Below are 17,387 nucleotides of genomic sequence, written 5' to 3'. Positions count from 1 at the left end.
GCAATGTTTGGTAACTTAGGCGAAGCAAAAAAATACCTCGGTCAGGCGGCAAAAATGCTGATTGGCATTCCGGACTATGACAACTACGTTGAACATATGAAGACCAACCATCCGGATAAGCCGTACATGACCTATAACGAATTCTTCCGCGAGCGTCAGGAAGCGCGCTACGGCGGAAGTGGAGAAGGCGGCGTACGCTGCTGCTAAAGGAGACACCATGACACCGATTGCCGTTACCCTCCTCACCGGTTTTCTCGGCGCGGGTAAAACCACCCTGCTGCGCCATATCCTGAACGAACAGCACGGTTTTAAAATCGCCGTCATCGAAAACGAATTTGGCGAAGTCTCCGTTGACGATCAGTTGATTGGCGATCGCGCCACCCAAATTAAAACCCTGACTAACGGCTGTATCTGCTGCACCCGCTCAAGCGAGCTAGAAGACGCGCTTCTCGATCTGCTCGACAGCCGAGATCGCGGCGACATTGAATTCGACCGCCTGGTCATCGAATGTACCGGCATGGCCGATCCTGGCCCGATTATCCAGACCTTTTTCTCTCATGACATTCTCTGCCAGCGCTATCTGCTGGACGGCGTGATCGCCCTGGTCGATGCGGTCCATGCCGACGATCAGATGAACCAGTTCACTATCGCGCAGTCGCAGGTGGGTTATGCCGACCGCATTCTGCTGACCAAAACCGACGTCGCGGGCGACAGCGAAAAGCTGCGTGAACGTCTGACCCGTATCAATGCCCGCGCGCCAATTTACACCGTGACGCACGGCGATATCGATCTGGCTCAACTGTTCAACACCAACGGCTTTATGCTGGAAGAGAACGTCACGTCGAAGCCGCGTTTTCATTTTATCGGTGACAAGCAAAACGACGTGTCATCGATTGTGGTCGAGCTGGATTATCCAGTAGATATCAGCGACGTGTCGCGCGTAATGGAAAATCTGCTGCTGTCGTTTGCCGACAAACTGCTGCGCTACAAAGGGATGCTGTGGATTGACGGCGAACCAAACCGCCTGCTGTTCCAGGGCGTGCAGCGCCTCTACAGCGCCGACTGGGACCGCCCGTGGGGCGATGAAACGCCGCACAGCACAATGGTCTTTATCGGGATTCAACTGCCGGAAGATGAAATTCGCGCAGCGTTTGCAGGCTTACGCCACTGACATTGACGCTGTCTATCACACAGCGTTTTCGGCCAAAGGTTTCAAACCGTGATAGCGGGTTGTGGTCGCGTTTATCTTTATGCTCCACAAAAAACGGGCGACATCTCTGTCGCCCGCGGGGTCACCACACTGAGAGGTTACTGGCGAACCACCACCAGCTTCTGGTTCACGAACTCTTTGATCCCCAGATCTGACAGCTCGCGTCCGTAACCGGAGCGCTTCACCCCGCCAAACGGCAGCTCGGCGGCGGTATCCGTCAGCCAGTTGATGTACACCATCCCGGTTTCAATCTGCGATGCCATTTTCTTCGCGCGTTCAATATCACGGCTAAACACCGCGCCGCCCAGCCCATAGTGCGAATCATTCGCCAGGCTGACCGCCTCGTCGTCATTTTTCACAACATAGACCTGCGCGACAGGACCGAAGAACTCTTCGAAATAGGCCGGGTTATCACGAGAAATATGGGTCAGGATCGTCGGCTCGAAGAAATTACCTTCACGCTGCACAGGTTTGCCACCAAAGTGTAGCTTCGCCCCATTTTTCACCGCCTCGTTCACCTGTTTGGTGAGCGTCTCCAGCGCATCTTTCGATGACAGCGGCCCCAGCGTGGTGCTTTCGTCAAACTGATCGCCCACTTTCACCTTTTTGAACGCATCGGTGAATTTCGCGAGGAATTGATCGGCGATTTTTTCGTGAAGAATAAAACGCTTCGCGGCGGTACACACCTGCCCTGCGTTGGCGAGTCGGGCATTGACGCCAATCTCCACCGCTTTTTCCAGATCGGCATCGTCCAGTACCACGAACACATCGTTACCGCCCAGCTCGAGCGTTGATTTTTTGATGTGCTTCGCCGCCTGTGCCGCCACCACGCTCCCGGCCTTTTCAGACCCCGTCAGGGCCGCACCCTGGACGCGCGGATCGGCGATAATAGTTGCGACCTGATCCGACGAGATAAACAGATTGGTCCACGCCCCTTCAGGCGCACCCGCTTCACGCACCAGATGCTCAAAGGCCTCAGCACAATGCGGTACGATACTGGCGTGTTTCGCGATCACCGGATTCCCCGCTGCAAGGTTGGGCGCCAGAACGCGCATCAGCTGATAGAACGGGAAATTCCACGGCTCAACGGCCATCACTACGCCGATGGGATGATGTTCCACCCACGCATCGCCGAGTTCCGTTTTATAGGTCACCGGAGCCAGAAACTGCTTCGCATTATCCGCGTAATAACGCGCGATTTGCGCACAGAGCTTCACCTCGCCACGGCTTTGCTCAATGAGTTTACCCATCTCCTGGCTGGCAATTTTAGCCAGCTCTTCCGTGCGGCTGTCGATCAGATCGGCCAATTTATGCAGCACAGGAAGCCGCTGGGAAATATCCCCTTTCGCCCATTCGGAATGGTACAGCCCATCGGCGGTTTTTAGCGCCGCTTCAACATCAGCGTCGGTATGAGAGGGGTACGCTTTGATAAGCTGGTTGTTAGCAGGATTCACTGTTTGATAAGCCATTTTGGTCTCCTTAATTTTCCGCTGAGGGGATTAAGGGTAGTCAAGATGACTGGCTTTTGACGTAAAGTTGGGTATATCCAGAGGTTTCTGATAATGGTCTGGATAACGTTTTTTGCACTTTCCCCACGCTCCGCTCTATCCTTAACCCTATGGAAAAATTAGCTGAACTTAAACGCGCCAAGCTGCTGGCGCTGTCGCTCCTGCTGATTGCAGTGGCCACTTTTATTGTCACCCTCTTTCTGCCGCAGACCTTCTGGGTGCGAGGCGTCAAATCTATTGCCGAGGCGGCGATGGTCGGCGCGCTGGCGGACTGGTTTGCGGTGGTGGCGTTGTTTCGTCGCGTGCCGATCCCGTTTATTTCACGTCATACGGCGATTATCCCGCGCAATAAAGACCGGATTGGCGACAATCTCGGCTTGTTCGTGCAGGAAAAATTTCTGGATACGCAATCATTAGTGGCGCTAATCCGCCGCTACGAACCGGCACAAATGATCGGCAACTGGTTTAGCCAGCCGGACAACGCCCAGCGGGTCGGACAGCATTTAATCCAGGTGATGAGCGGGTTTCTGGAACTCACCGACGACGGACGCATTCAGCGCTTACTGAAACGCGCGGTGCACAAAGCTATCGATAAAGTCGATTTTACCCAAACCAGCGCGGTAATGCTGGAAAGCATGACCAAAAACAACCGTCACCAGATTTTGTTGGACGCCATCATTTCCAAACTGATCACGCTGATTCAAAAGGAGAGCTCACGCGAATTTATTGCCACGCAAATCGTCCACTGGCTGAAGACGGAACACCCGCGCAAGTCGAAAATGCTGCCAACTGAGTGGCTCGGCGATCAGAGCGCCGAGCTGGTGTCGGACGCGGTCAATTCGATTCTTGATGACATCAGCCACGACCGCACCCATCAGATCCGCCAGGCGTTTGACCGCGCCACGCTAAAACTTATCGACAACCTGAAGAACGATCCGGAAATGGCGGCCAAAGGCGAGAACATCAAACACTATCTGAAAAATGACGAGGCGTTTAACCGTTATCTGGGCGAGATGTGGGCCGATCTGCGTGCCTGGCTGAAGGCCGATATGCAAAGCGATGACTCCCGCGTGAAACAGCGTATCGCTAACGCCGGACAGTGGTTTGGCGAAACGCTGGTCGCTGACGCCAGCCTGCGCGCCTCGCTGAACGAGCATCTGGAGCAGGCCGCGCATCGCGTGGCGCCGGATTTTGCGACGTTTCTGACGCGCCACATCAGCGACACCGTAAAAAGCTGGGATGCCAAAGACATGTCGCGCCAGATTGAGCTGAATATCGGTAAAGACCTGCAGTTTATCCGCGTCAACGGCACGCTGGTGGGCGGCACCATCGGCCTGATTCTGTTCTTGCTGTCACAGCTGCCCGCCGTGCTGTCACACTACGCGTCTTTTGGTGGCTCGATAACGTAACGCGTCGGTTCAAAACAGTTCAGAATCAGATGCACCAGGAACACCAGCGTCAACGTGGCCACCAGCGCCACGGTGACGGACACGATGCGGTACAAATCGCTAAACACCAGATCGCCATCCGGATGCATATTCTGTCCAAACATAATGCCGATGGTGGTGATACTGGCAAATCCCACGCCAGCGCCGACTTTTTCCATCACGTGCAGACGCGCACCAAATGCGAGCCCAAGGCCGATCAGCGGCATCATGAGCACCATATGGCTGGTGTGATCGTAGAGCAGCAGCTGCATCACCAGAATGTACAAGCAGCCCAGCACCACGCCGACCACGCGCCAGAGCGAGCTCATCACCGCGCCGCGATAGTGCATTGGGAATAAAATCAACACGCCCGCCATCAGCGCCGACAGAGAATCGCTCAGATCGCTTATCTGAAAAACGACGAAAATCAGCGTGGCGACCGTTCCGGAAAGCAAGGATTCGTGGCGCACGCGGGCGGCGTTTTTCTCGATCAGTGGCGGCGGCTTGCGCGGCTCAACGTCCGGCAGCAAATAGTGCATCAGCGCGCTCAGACACACCGCCATCACGCTGGCTTCGATATTTGAAAACAGCAAGGTATGCCAGTTGGTGCTGGGATAGCTCATAAAGTTCAGCATCACGCTCTGACACACCACGCCCATCGAACCAAACAGGAACAGCGGCCCCTGGCTCATAAAGCGAAAACGCATGACGTACAGGGCAAACACCACAAGCGTCATGATCAGCGGCCATTGCGACAAATAGCCGATGATAATCACCATTTCGATGCAGTTTATCGACGCGCTGAAAACAAATTGTTTTGCGACATGACGATTAAACACCGGCACCAGCGACAGCAGCATGATCGGATACACCACGTAAAACACGCCGTAGGTGGTGTTGTAAAAGCTCGAAATGCTCAGGGCAATCATGCCAGCAAAAACGATGCGCAACGTCTGGCGAAAATCATTGGCCGTATAGACAATATTGCCGTGCGGGGTAAACACCCGCGCAAGAGTGTTAATAGACATGATCAATAAACATAATGCAGTAGGCTGACGAGATGAATTTGCAGCCCCGAGAAGAAGCGTGCGAACGGCCCTTCGCTGTTATACAACTGCACGGTAGCGCGAGCGCCGGTCGGCAGATGTTTTGGCAGCGCTTCGTCCAGCGCGATGTGAATGCGCATACGCTGCGCGTCGCGTACCCAGCGATTAGAGGTTTCCGGCGCAGACAGCTCGCCGTTTACCGCCTCCTGCCCCGCCAGGATCCCGGCATCGCTGCTGGAAACATGTGCACGGAAAACGCGGCCCGGGAACGCATCAAATACCACGGCGGCGTCGGTCCCCTGATGCGTATGACGTAAACTTTTCTCGCGAAAATCGGCCACGATATCGGTTTGATTGTTCACCAGCGCCAGCGCCGCCGAGCCGGACGACGCGTAAAAGCCGGGGCTTAGCTGAACGTTACTCACCGTGCCATCGGCCTGGGCGTAGACTTTCGTCCAGCTCAGATCCAGCTCGGCCTCTTCCAGCGCATTGCGGTATTTTTGCAGCGTCACGTTACGCTTTTCATCCCGCTCGCCGCGCTCAATGCGCAGGTTATGGATGTTGGCGTCCAGATTCGCGACCGACTGCTCGCTGCTCTGCCAGGCGGTGCGAACGTTATCCAGATCCGCCTGCGACACGTTTTGCAGGGCGCTCAGTTTTTGATAACGCTCAAACGTGACTTTATCGTTACGGGCGGTGAGCTGCGCGGTTTTCAGGCTCGCCTGGGCGGCGACAATCTGGGCATCCAGCTGTTGGTTAGCGAGCCGAGCCTGCTCAAGCGCGATTTGCGCGGCTTCGACTTTATTGCGAAACGGCGTGGGATCGAGTTCAAACAGCACAGCGCCCCTATTCACCTGACTGTTATTGTGCACATGGACCGCCGCCACGTAGCCAGAAACGCGTGCAGAAACGGGCGTCACCACGCGCATCACGGTGGAGTCCGGCGTCAGCGGGATCCAGATATCGGCAACGATAAAATAGACAAACATCAGCAGGAAAGAGGCAATACTTACCCTTACCCAACGGGCAAACTTTTGTTCAGGAGTCATTTTTAGATCTTGTTATCTTCTTCGCGGATTGTCCGCAAATTGCAGGCGATTTGATTTAATGTTGCGCTGAAAATGTCGAGATGTTCAGGCGCAATATTTTGCGATACGCGAGTCTGAAATTCCTCAATCACACGCGTGAGGGTTTTCAGCACCGCTTTGCCTTCCGGCGTGAGTGTCAGCAGCCGGATGCGCTTGTCATAAGGCGATGTGGTGCGCAGCAGATAGCCCTGCTTTTCCAGCTGTGTAAGCGTGCGCATCAGCGGCGGCAGTTCGATACCCTGCACTTCCGCCAGCTCGCTCACCGAGACATTTTCCCCCAACTGCTCAAGCTGCATCATCACCGTCCAGCTCGACTGAGTTAACCCCGTATCGAGAATGGCGTCGTCAATCACCGCGCGCCACTGACGCACAATCATGGCCATCCGCATGCCCATCGGCCTGCGGCAGAACAGATCTTCTTCGCTCATGGGAAATCCTCTCATCACTCGCGGACAAGATAATAGTTATCAGGGTAAGTATCAAGAAACGAAGGGTGAAAGAGCAGGAATTGTGAAAGAGGCGAGAAAGGTGTGCGCGGTTCGCCCTCTCTATGAGGAAAGGGCGATTATCACTAATCGTGCGGACAAGATTTACATAATACCGACTTATTCCAGATTCGCTTTATTCAGTCCATACGCCACATCCATCGCGCCCGGCTCCATGCGCGAAGTGATGCCCAAACGGTTCCAGGCGTTGATCGCCACGATGGCAAAGTTCAGCTCGGAAATCTCGGTATCCGAGAAATGCTCTGACACGCTCCGGTATAACTCATCGCTCACCCCTTCCGGGGTAATTTGCGTCAGCGCTTCGGTGAACGCCAGCGCGGCTTTTTCACGGGCGCTGAACAGCGGCGATTCGCGCCAGACCGTCAGGTGATAAAGACGCAATTCACGTTCACCGGCAATTTTCGCCTCTTTACTGTGCATATCCAGACAGAAAGTACAGCCGTTGAGCTGGGAAACGCGGATGTCGTTCAGGTGCTTGAGCGCAGGATCGATGGATGTTTTGCCGATCGCCATGCTCAGGTCGGACAGCGCTTTAGCAAGTGCGGGAGTGGCTTTGTGGTGATTGACGCGAGTGCTCATGGTCTTTCCTCTTTTTTTTGTGCGGCATGTGTCATGCGATGGAGCAAATTTACGTCGTTAATGGCATAGTAAAAAGATACAAAATCCATAAAAATAGGTAGGACATGAAATCAGGCTATCACGATATTTACACCCGCTATCGCGACAACATCGCGCGTGGCGTGCTGAAGCCTGGCGATAAAGTGCCTGCCATTCGCGTGCTGGCCGAAGAGCTAAAAGTCGCGCGCAAAACGGTCGAAACGGCCTACGCCATTTTAATTGGTGAAGGCTATCTGGTGAGTCAGGGCGCGCGCGGGACGCGGGTCAATCCGGATCTTAATCTCCCTGCCAGCCAGAACGCCCCTCAGGATCAGACAACCGGAAAACTGCCCGAATCACTGATAAGCCAGCGTGAACGCACCGGTTTTCTGCGTCCCGGCATTCCGGCGCTGGACTGTTTTCCGTATAAGAAATGGCTGCTGCTGGCAGGTCAGGCGACGCGCTCAATGCGCCAGGAAGAGATGCTCAGCCCGCCCGTCATGGGCTGGTATCCGCTGCGTCAGGCGATCGCCAGCTACCTGAATATTTCGCGGGGTTTATCCTGTACGGCTGAGCAAGTGCTGATAACCAGCGGTTACAGCGGCAGTCTGCGTCTGATTCTGGATACGCTTGCCAGCCGTAGCGATAAGGTGGTGTTTGAAGATCCGGGCTATTTTATGGGTCAGCAACTGCTTAAACGTCTCGTTCCCCGCCTGCACACCGTGCCGGTAGATCGTTCTGGAATGGATACTGATTATCTGCTGCGCCACCATCGCGACGCACGGTTTGCCATCGTCACGCCTTCGCACCAAAGTCCGCTGGCAGTCACCCTTTCTCTTCCACGCAAGCAGCAGTTGCTCGACTGGGCGAGTCAGAATGACGCGTGGATTATAGAGGATGATTACGACGGCGAATTCCACTACACCCGCAAGGTGCTGCCATCATTGAAAAGTTTGGATCGCCACGATCGGGTGATTTTTATGGGGACGTTTAGCAAAACCGTGATGCCATCATTGCGCATGGGCTACGTGGTGATGCCCGTCAGCACGGTCGCGGCGTTTGCCGATTGCGCGGATATCGTCACCAGCGGTCAGCCGGTGTTGACGCAAAAGATCCTCGCAGCTTTTCTCGGCGATGGGCACTTTTTCCGCCATCTCAAAAAGATGCGCGCGCTGTATCAGCAGCGGCGCGACTGGATGATCGCCGCGCTCGATGACGTGTACGGCGATCGGTTTTTCACTGAACAAAACGATGGCGGCATGCACATTGTCGCCTTTTCGACCAAAGGCAGTGACGATCGCGAAGTCGCGCGTCTCTGGCAGCAGCATCAGCTTCAGGTCAATGCGTTATCCGAATGGTATCGCAGCTCCGGTAAACGTTATGGCCTGGTGATGGGCTATAACAATGTGCGCAGCTATGAAGAAGCGTTAATCCTTTTACGCAAACCGTTGGCTGAAACATTGCGTCTGTTAGAATGAACGCATCTACCCGGGAAATATTTGTAGGTGTGCGAGACCGTACATCACTTTATACTCTGCGCTCTTTTGTCGATATCGACTTTATTATAAGGACAATAAAATGAAATCAATCCTGGGATTTGATTACCTGCTCACACCGCGCGTATTAGTCTTTTTCTACTGGATCGCCATGCTGTTTATTCTGATTGGCGGCCTGTACTCCATGTTTACCGAACATCTGTTCACCGGCTTTTTCGGCATGATCTTCAGCCTGATTGGCTGTCGCGTGATGTTTGAATTAATTATGGTGGCATTTAAAAATAACGAATATCTGCGCCGCATTGCGGATAACACCAGCAAAACACCTGCAGAATAATATTCAGGCATTTATCTGCCACCGTGCAGATAAATGCCGTTCCCACTCTTTCACGCGTCATAACGGGTTAATCCGACATCCCGCAGCTGTTCGTCACTCATTGCCTGCAAAATACGTCGCGTTTGTTCGCGGTGACGCCATTTTTTAAATGCCCGCCAGATTAAAACGAAGCCAATAAACGGGCGAGCTGAACGATTTTCGTTAAATTCCATGATGATTTCCTCACGTTGCCAGAGGCCTTATCATCAACGAAATACCCGTCTGCAATACAGATTCAAAAACAACTTTTCTTTAACATACAGATCCGCTAAAACAGTATCTGAATGCCGTTTTCTGCGGCCATCTGTACTGGTTTGACAATCTGTATGGCAAAAACAAAGGATACAGCATGACGCGCTACCAACATCTGGCCAATCTCCTGGCGGAACGTATTGAACAAGGGCTGTATCGTAACGGCGAGCGTTTACCATCGGTGCGCGCATTGAGCCAGGAACACGGCGTCAGTATCAGTACCATTCAGCAGGCCTATCAGATTCTGGAAAATCTCCAGCTCATTACCCCGCAGCCGCGCTCAGGCTATTTTGTCTCACAACGCAAAGCCCAGCCCCCCGTGCCCGCCATGACGCGCCCGGTACAGCGCCCAGTCGATGTAACCCAGTGGGATGAAGTGATGATGCTGCTGGATGCTCGTGGCGATCGCGAGATGATCTCTTTTGGCGGCGGTTCGCCGGATCTTACCCAGCCGAGCCTGAAACCACTGTGGCGCGAGATGAGCCGGATTGCACAACATAATCCCTGCGAAATGCTGAGCTACGACATGCTGGAAGGACGCCAAGAGCTACGCGAGCAAATCGCACGCCTGATGCTCGACGGCGGTTCGACCGTTTCGGCAGATGAAATTGTTATCACTAACGGCTGTCACGGTGCGCTGTCGATCGCGCTGCTTTCTGTCTGCAAGCCGGGCGATATCGTGGCGGTGGAGTCGCCCTCATTCCACGGCACCATGCAGATGCTACGCGGGTTTGATATCAAAGCTATTGAAATCCCGACCGATCCGCAAACCGGGATCAGCATTGAAGCCCTGGAACTGGCGCTGGAGCAGTGGCCGATTAAAGCGGTGATTCTGGTGCCTAACTGCAACAATCCGCTCGGTTTTATCATGCCGGAAACGCGCAAACGGCAGGTTCTGGCGCTGGCACAGCGCCACGATATCGTGATTGTCGAAGACGATATCTATGGCGAGCTGGCAGCGGAATATCCGCGTCCGCGCACGATTCACTCTTTCGATATCGACGGCCGCGTGATCCTGTGCAGCTCGTTTACCAAAACCGTTGCGCCTGGGCTGCGCGTGGGCTGGATTGTGCCGGGTCGCTATTATGACCGGGTGATGCACATGAAATATGCGGCGGGCGGGTTTAACGTTCCGGCGACGCAAATGGCGGTCGCCGCGTTTATTCGCGATGGGCACTACCATCGTCATGTGCGGCGTATGCGCCAAATTTATCAGCAGAATATGGAAACATTTACCTGTTGGGTGCGCCAGTATTTTCCGGCGGAGATCTGCGTGACGCGCCCGCAAGGGAGTTTTTTACTGTGGGTGGAATTACCGGAACAGGTGGATATGGTCTGCGTCAGCAAACAGCTGTGCGCGCTGAAAATACAGGCCGCCGCGGGATCGCTGTTCTCCGCCTCAGGTAAATATCGCAACTGCCTGCGCATCAACGTTGCTCTGCCGGCAAACGAGAAAAACCGCGAGGCGCTGAAGAAAATGGGCGAGGCGATACATATTGCAATGGAGGAGTAAAGATGTGGCCTGATGCCTCAACCGTAGCGCTGGAGGCCGCAGTAATCTTCATTCTGAAGCAATGGAAATGGCTCATTTAACATAGAAAAATTACAGCGATGCTATGGTCCGGCTGTAAATCGTTGAGTCGTTGACCAAAGGCCGGGGCGACGCGCAGGGATGCGCGGAGAGGGCGTGACCTGCATGGATGCAGGATCGCGACCGACCCGAAAGCCGAAGGGAATAAGACGAAAGTACCGCGTAGCGGCGATTTTCTTGCCGGGAGCCGGGATTGTTAAGGGGGCGGCGATGTATGAACCGGTCACATGGGTAACACTTTAAACCGGGCACATGGGTAACAGGTTATAACAGTACGGTAAACATCTGACGGAGGTTTACCGTGCCCTGGACTGAGACTGTTACCATGCAACGTTTGCAGTTTGTCGCGGCCTGCCTTGAAGGCAACCTTCCAGTTGCCGAGGTATGCCGCCGCTTTAATATCAGCCGTAAGACCGGTTACAAGTGGCTGGCCCGTTTTTCACCGGATGATGCAGCCTCCCTGGCTGACCGCTCCCGGGCGCGCCATCACCAGAACTCAACCCCTGAACCCATGGTGCAGCTGTTGCTGGACACTAAACAGCAGCACCCGCTATGGGGGCCGGAGAAAATCAGGCAGCGACTGCTTAACCTGAATATCATCTGCGTGCCTGCGGCCAGTACGATTGGAGAGCTGTTTCGGGTTCACGGGCTGGTTAAAAAGCGTCGGCCTCCGGCTTTTAAATCCACACGTCCTCATGAACTACATACTGTCGTCCACCCCAATGAGGTCTGGAGTGCCGATTTCAAGGGTAAATTTACTCATACCGGCGGGCGCTGGTGTCATCCTTTCACGCTGACCGACAACTGTAGCAGGATAGTGCTGGCGTGCGATGCCACCTATATGCCTGACGGCCGGTTTGTCATTCCCTGCCTTGAACGGGTGTTCCGGGAATGCGGTATGCCGCAGGTGCTGCGTACGGACAACGGACCGCCGTTTGCCGGTGCTGGCCTGTGGGGGCTGAGCCAGATGTCCATCTGGCTGATTAAATGTGGTGTCCTGCCGGAACGTATCCGGCCGGGTAAACCCACGGAGAACGGGCGGCATGAGCGGATGCACCGGACCCTGAAGGATGCACTAAAGCGGCATACAAAGTTCACGTCCCTGGAAGAGCAGCAGGCCTGGCTGGATGCCTGGCGTAGTGAGTTTAATGACATTCGCCCCCACAAGGCGCTGGGCGGAAAAACACCCGGCTCGGTCTGGTATCCGTCAGAGCGCATCTTTACCGGCCCATGGAAGGCAATGCCGGTACCGGATGAGGCACGGACATTACGCGTCTCAGTAAAAGGCGATTTATGCTTTAACAGTACCCGGATATTTTTATCGGAGGCGCTGAGGGGAGAATGGATATGGATGAAGCAGGTCGAAGAAGATCTGGATGAGATAGGATTTGGTGAACTGATACTGGCCCGGTACGACAGACGAAATCATCGTATAATCCGGGCCGATTAAGTCAAAAAGTGTTACCTGTGTGACCGGTCAGATCTGTAACCCATGTGACCGGTTCATACACGATAGCCCCCTTAACACGTTCACCGTTTCAGGAACCACAGAGAAGAACGTGTCTGGAAGTGAACGGAATAACCTCCTGAGCAACATGCTCCCCCTCACCCCAGCCCTCTCCCTAAATGGAGAGTGAGTACAATGTGCAACCATCTCCTCAGCCTGTAAAGGGCAGGAACCCAGCTCTGAGGCCCGGCAGACGCAACGCCACCGGGCAACAGCTAACAAATCAGAACTTCCACGACACGCTGCCGACAATGCTGCGCTCGGCACCAAAGTAGCAATATGAGAGCGAGTTACACGCCGCCACGTAGCTTTCGTCGGTCAGGTTATTGACGTTAAGCTGCGCGCTCACACCCGTCAGCCCAACCTTCGACAGATCGTAGCCCACCGCCATATCCACCAGCGTATAAGACGGCAACGTATGCGTGTTCTGGCGATCGCTGGTCACACCGTTCACGTAACGCACGCCGGAACCTATCGTCAGGCCGTCCAGCGGACCGGTTTTGACATCGTAGCTCAGCCATGCGCTTGCCATATTGCGTGGGGCGTAAACCGCGCGTTTACCCTCTTCCTCTGGGCTGCTTTTCTTGTAACGAATATCGGTGTAGGTATACGCCGCCTGCATACGTAGGCTGTCAGTAAGCTGGCCAACCGCCTCAAGTTCTACGCCTTCAGATTCGATTTCGCCGATAGAACGATACGGATCGGTCGGCTCCTCTTTTGTGGCGATATTTTTCTGGTTGATGCGGAACACGGATGCGCTGAACTGACTGTTCATTCCTTCCGGCTCATATTTCACGCCCGCTTCCCACTGCTTGCCTGTCATTGGGTCAAGAATTTGGCCATTCTCATCGGCAAAACTGGTCGGCGTAAACGCGGTGGAATAGCTGATGTACGGCGCAACGCCATTATCAAAGAGGTATAACAACGCCGCACGGCTGCTGAAATTATTCTTATCCAGATCGCTGCGGGTATTATTCAGCTTATCAATATTCGAGACGCTCACCTGGTCATAACGCCCGCCGAGCGTCAAACGCCAGCGATCGATGGACATCTGATCCTGCAGGTAATAGCCGGTCTGACGCAGCTTATGTTTTTCCTGGCCATACATCGTTATGTAGTCTGGCTTCGCGCCGTACACCGGATGGAACGCATCAATTGCCGGGAAGCCACCGTAGTAGCCGGTGGTATTGTTGCTACGATCCTGATAATCCATGCCGATCAGCACGCGGTGATTGACCGCCCAGGTATCAAAGCTGCCGTCGACCTGGTTATCCAGCGTAATGGCATTCATTTTCTCGTCGGAACCGGAATAACCACGGTTAAGCTCAGTGTCATTCAGCCAGCCTGCGGCATACACCTGATTCAGCTCAACTTTGGTGTGCAGATAACGCAGTTTCTGACGCACAGACCAGCCGTTATCGAACATGTGTTCAATGTTGTAGCCCACCATGTTCTCGCGGCGATCGTATTTGTCGTAATCGTCCTCGCCTTCAAAGAACGTATTGGAAATTTTCTTGCCGTTATGGGAAACAACCGTACCGTCATAGGGTAAACCGGAGTGGCTGCCGCCTTCAGGATCGCGGTGCAGATAGGCCATCAGATCGAGACGCGTGTTATCGGTGATGCGCCAGGTCAGGCTTGGCATCAGCGCGTAGCGTTCTTCTTTCAGCGGATCGAACTGCGAATCGGCGTAACGCGTCATGCCGCTCAGGCGCACTGCCACGCGGTCGTTGTCGTCCAACGGGCCGGTAACGTCGAACATCGCGCCGCGCTGGTCGTTATTGCCGGCGAACAGTTTGACCTCACCGCCCGGATCGAACGACGGTTTGCGTGAGGTGAGCGCGACAATGCCGCCCGGCGATGAACGGCCATACAGCACCGAGGCCGGACCGCGCACCACTTCAATATTTTCCAGGAACCAGGGGTCAACCACCAGCGAGCTGTGGGAGTTGGTGTCGCCCATCATTTTTAGGCCGTCGAGATAGATGTTATCGAGGCTACCGTCGGAAAACCCGCGCAGTACGATGTAATCAAAACGATTCGACGCGCCAATCTGATTGCTGTAAACGCCCGGCGTGTAGCTCACCGCCTGACGCACGCTGGTTGCGCCCTGCTCTTCAAACTGTTCGCGCGTGACAATCGACACAGCCTGCGGCGTTTCGATATCCGGCGTTTCGAGTTTGGTCGCGCCACTTTGCATTTGCGAAGTGACCACAACGGTTTCGGTTTTTTGAGCATCCTGCGCCAGCAAAGGGAACGCAACGCTCCCGGTAACGCACCCTATCAGCAAGGCCAGCCGTGAATGAGCGAACATGAAAATCTCCAAAGGCATTTCTAATTGTTAATAAGAATTATTACCTTTTTGAGATCGCAAACAGCTATGCGCACCGCCAGGTTACGTATGCGCAATGACAAACCGCACGCGATGCATTCGCGCGAAAGGGGAAAGTGCGTTAGCCGCGCTGGCGTAAATCGCCGGGGGAGATGCCGTAGCGACGGCGAAACGCGGTAGAGAAATTGGTAGCGTGCTGATAGCCAGACATCCATGCCGCCTGCTGAACGCTGTGGCCTTCAAGCAGATAACGGCGCGCCAGTTCAAGACGGCAGTCACGCAGATAGTCGAATACCGTGCAGCCATACGCCTGGCGGAATTTACTGCGCAGGCTGCTCGGGCTCATCGCCGCCTGAGCCGCCAGATGTGCAAGCGTGAACTCCTGTTCCGGTGACTGTTCCAGCATCTGCCGGATATGTTCCAGACGCGCGCGTTCACCGGCCATCGGCAATGCGCGACAATTCACCTGCTGCTGCTGACGCTGATGCAAGCCGTGACCGAGCAACTGATACATCAGCCCTTCCAGCAGCAGCTTGCGCGATAGCGCACTTAAACCATGCTGCTGCGCATGCTGAATACCCGTCAGCACAAATCCCGGCACCTGCCAGACAAACGTCGGCGCATGCAGACACTGCCATTCCTGAAGCAGCGATTCCAGCAAACTCTCGCGCTGGGCATCGTTTGGATAGACGCCAAAAGAGAGCGTTTTCAATGTGCTATCGGCGGCGTGGCGTGCGCTCATTACCTGCTGCTCGCTTAAACACGAACTGAACGCCATCCCGGATCGCACCTGATATTCTTCGCCGTTCAGCGTCAACGTGACGCACCCTTCCAGCACCACCAGCATATACAGCGGGCTGCTGTGGCGGGAGGTGGTTTCATAGGGCTGAAGCACGCGCACATCAGAATGGGTTAACGAAATACCGGAGGAAAGAGTCATCTCTTCGACGTCGCCATGCAGCACCGGGCTGTTTTGGCTAGCCACATCGTTGAGGCGCGGAAAGTGATAATCAATGCCGTAGCGCTCGCCAAAACCGATAAAGTCTTCCACGCAAAACAGGCGCTTATTTGACGGATATGACGGCGAGGCAAGATTCATAGTGATGTTTGCGTAAACGGGAGACGGAGAAACCTTATCATTGCGACGGCGCAAAGGCTACGCCGTCGCCTATTTAGCGGAGCGGCTTACTCGTCGAAATACCAGTAACCCTGGTTAATCAGACTGGTCAGTTCGTCGATAAACGCCGGATTTTGCAGTGCGTCACCCAGTTCAGCCTGGCCAAACTCGGTGTAACGACACAGCACGTCGGCGGCTTTCGCATCTACAGTTTCGAGCTGTTCGCTGTTGATAAAGAAGCTGTCTCCGATGTTCAGCACGCGCAGGCCGCTCAGACGGCTCAGCGTTTCACCGCCCATCAACGCGTCCAGCACCTCTTCTGGCTCATATGCCGGTTCCGCCGCAGCGATATCCAGCTCGTGGCGCGGCGTAGAGACAAAGCTCCCGAACCATTTTTTGAAATCGTCCGGCTGGCTGATCATCTCGATCATCATGCTGCGCAGGCGATCGAGTTCGTACTGTTCAATGCGGCCAGGATGCGCGCGACAGGTCAGATCCGGATCGCTGTAGTGCTCGCCACCCAGATCGTTTTCCAGCGCGTAATCCGCAAAGCTGCTGATCAGATCGCGACCGTTCGGCCCACGGAAACCAACGGAATAGTTCAGCGCAGTTTCATGGGTAAAGCCGTCGTGCGGGAATCCAGGTGGAATATACAGAATATCGCCCGGTTCCAAATCTTCATCAACGATCGGTGTGAAAGGATCGACGTGCAGCAATGCCGGATGCGGGCAGAACTGACGCATCGGCAGCTTGTCACCCACGCGCCAGCGACGGCTCCCCATCCCCTGAATGATAAACACATCGTATTGATCGATATGCGGACCCACGCCGCCGCCCGGTACGGAATAAGAGATCATCAGATCGTCAAGACGCCAGTCTGGCAGTACGCGGAACGGACGCACCAGCTCGGCGGAGGGCATATGCCAGTGATTCACCGCCTGCGCCAGCAGCGACCAGCCGGTTTCACCGAGGCCATCGAAATGCTCGAACGGGCCGTTGCTGGCCTGCCATTGATTGTTGAAATGGGTCACCAGACGGCTATCCACCTCAGGCTCCATCGCCAGCCCTGCCAGCTCATCTGGCGTGATCGGATCGATAAAATTCGGGAAGGCATTTTTCAGCACAACGGGTTGTTTTTGCCAGTATTTTTCAAGGAATTCTGGCCAGTTGAGATTCAGTTGATACGCCATGGAAAGCACCAGTGAGATGAGAGACAGGCGCGATTATGAAAGAGCCGACGTTGGGCTGCCTTGTCGTGGGTCAAGTGGCAGCGAAAAGCGCATCTTCAGCCATTCGCATGACACACCGTGACAGTTTCATTCTTTATCGTGAGC

At 54.7% G+C, this 17,387-nt stretch carries 16 protein-coding genes; 7 read left to right on the top strand and 9 right to left on the bottom strand.

The genetic code is table 11. The features are described from left to right. Window positions 1-3: 3 nt before the first annotated feature. The gene (locus tag I6L74_RS11245) at window positions 4-207 is read left to right on the top strand and encodes a YbdD/YjiX family protein (RefSeq protein ID WP_059180224.1); all 204 of its coding nucleotides are present in this window, start codon (window positions 4-6) and stop codon (window positions 205-207) included. 10 nt (window positions 208-217) lie between these two features. Beyond that, window positions 218-1,171, top strand: a complete 954-nt coding sequence (gene yjiA / locus I6L74_RS11240; protein ID WP_059180225.1) for a GTPase — start codon at window positions 218-220, stop codon at window positions 1,169-1,171. A 137-nt stretch (window positions 1,172-1,308) separates the two neighbouring features. On the opposite strand, the gene I6L74_RS11235 is transcribed toward yjiA, so the two are convergent. Then, entirely contained in the window at window positions 1,309-2,679 is a 1,371-nt protein-coding gene (locus tag I6L74_RS11235; RefSeq protein WP_059180226.1) for an NAD-dependent succinate-semialdehyde dehydrogenase, read from the bottom strand. 149 nt (window positions 2,680-2,828) lie between these two features. On the opposite strand from I6L74_RS11235, the gene I6L74_RS11230 reads away from it, so the two are divergent. Then, on the top strand, window positions 2,829-4,127 hold the full coding sequence (locus tag I6L74_RS11230; protein WP_059180227.1) for a DUF445 domain-containing protein: 1,299 nt from the start codon (window positions 2,829-2,831) through the stop codon (window positions 4,125-4,127). Here the strand turns inward: I6L74_RS11230 and I6L74_RS11225 are convergent. The 4 genes from I6L74_RS11225 to I6L74_RS11210 all read right to left on the bottom strand — a co-directional run bounded on the left by I6L74_RS11225 (window position 4,097) and on the right by I6L74_RS11210 (window position 7,364). Beyond that, a complete protein-coding gene (locus I6L74_RS11225; RefSeq protein WP_059180228.1) occupies window positions 4,097-5,173 on the bottom strand; it encodes a DUF2955 domain-containing protein in 1,077 nt (358 codons plus the stop codon). The genes I6L74_RS11230 and I6L74_RS11225 overlap by 31 nt on opposite strands. A gap of 2 nt (window positions 5,174-5,175) precedes the next feature. Continuing rightward, window positions 5,176-6,240 (bottom strand): HlyD family secretion protein, encoded by a 1,065-nt coding sequence (locus I6L74_RS11220; RefSeq protein WP_059180229.1) that lies wholly within the window; start codon window positions 6,238-6,240, stop codon window positions 5,176-5,178. Between the two features lie 2 nt (window positions 6,241-6,242). Then, on the bottom strand, window positions 6,243-6,707 hold the full coding sequence (locus I6L74_RS11215) for a MarR family winged helix-turn-helix transcriptional regulator (protein ID WP_059180230.1): 465 nt from the start codon (window positions 6,705-6,707) through the stop codon (window positions 6,243-6,245). Window positions 6,708-6,884: 177 nt separating this feature from the next. Further along, window positions 6,885-7,364 (bottom strand): carboxymuconolactone decarboxylase family protein, encoded by a 480-nt coding sequence (locus tag I6L74_RS11210; protein ID WP_059180231.1) that lies wholly within the window; start codon window positions 7,362-7,364, stop codon window positions 6,885-6,887. Window positions 7,365-7,468: 104 nt separating this feature from the next. Here I6L74_RS11210 and pdxR point away from each other — a divergent pair, with 104 nt between their 5' ends. After that, the gene (gene pdxR / locus I6L74_RS11205) at window positions 7,469-8,860 is read left to right on the top strand and encodes a MocR-like pyridoxine biosynthesis transcription factor PdxR (protein ID WP_059180232.1); all 1,392 of its coding nucleotides are present in this window, start codon (window positions 7,469-7,471) and stop codon (window positions 8,858-8,860) included. 100 nt (window positions 8,861-8,960) lie between these two features. Next, window positions 8,961-9,215: a DUF4282 domain-containing protein gene (locus I6L74_RS11200; RefSeq protein ID WP_059180233.1), complete on the top strand. Its 255-nt coding sequence runs from the start codon at window positions 8,961-8,963 to the stop codon at window positions 9,213-9,215. 50 nt (window positions 9,216-9,265) lie between these two features. Here I6L74_RS11200 and I6L74_RS11195 read toward each other — a convergent pair whose 3' ends face one another. Beyond that, the gene (locus I6L74_RS11195) at window positions 9,266-9,427 is read right to left on the bottom strand and encodes a DUF1127 domain-containing protein (RefSeq protein WP_072241945.1); all 162 of its coding nucleotides are present in this window, start codon (window positions 9,425-9,427) and stop codon (window positions 9,266-9,268) included. A 176-nt stretch (window positions 9,428-9,603) separates the two neighbouring features. Between I6L74_RS11195 and I6L74_RS11190 the strand changes: the two genes are divergently transcribed. Next, window positions 9,604-11,019, top strand: coding sequence for an aminotransferase-like domain-containing protein (locus I6L74_RS11190; RefSeq protein WP_059180234.1), 1,416 nt, complete (start codon window positions 9,604-9,606; stop codon window positions 11,017-11,019). A gap of 379 nt (window positions 11,020-11,398) precedes the next feature. Further along, window positions 11,399-12,547, top strand: coding sequence for an integrase core domain-containing protein (locus I6L74_RS11185; protein WP_059180804.1), 1,149 nt, complete (start codon window positions 11,399-11,401; stop codon window positions 12,545-12,547). A 280-nt stretch (window positions 12,548-12,827) separates the two neighbouring features. Here I6L74_RS11185 and foxA read toward each other — a convergent pair whose 3' ends face one another. The 3 genes from foxA to I6L74_RS11170 form a co-directional block, all read right to left on the bottom strand. Beyond that, a complete protein-coding gene (gene foxA, locus I6L74_RS11180) occupies window positions 12,828-14,936 on the bottom strand; it encodes a ferrioxamine B receptor FoxA (protein ID WP_096759568.1) in 2,109 nt (702 codons plus the stop codon). A gap of 121 nt (window positions 14,937-15,057) precedes the next feature. Beyond that, on the bottom strand, window positions 15,058-16,035 hold the full coding sequence (locus I6L74_RS11175) for a helix-turn-helix transcriptional regulator (protein ID WP_059180035.1): 978 nt from the start codon (window positions 16,033-16,035) through the stop codon (window positions 15,058-15,060). 86 nt (window positions 16,036-16,121) lie between these two features. Continuing rightward, entirely contained in the window at window positions 16,122-17,243 is a 1,122-nt protein-coding gene (locus I6L74_RS11170; protein ID WP_059180034.1) for a ribosomal protein uL16 3-hydroxylase, read from the bottom strand. Between the last annotated feature and the right edge of the window lie 144 nt (window positions 17,244-17,387).

The sequence above is a fragment of the Lelliottia amnigena genome, from assembly GCF_019047465.1.
GTDB classification, from domain to species: domain Bacteria; phylum Pseudomonadota; class Gammaproteobacteria; order Enterobacterales; family Enterobacteriaceae; genus Enterobacter; species Enterobacter amnigenus.
Note: the sequence above shows the minus strand (reverse complement) of the source record. Positions and strands in the feature narration are given on the sequence as shown.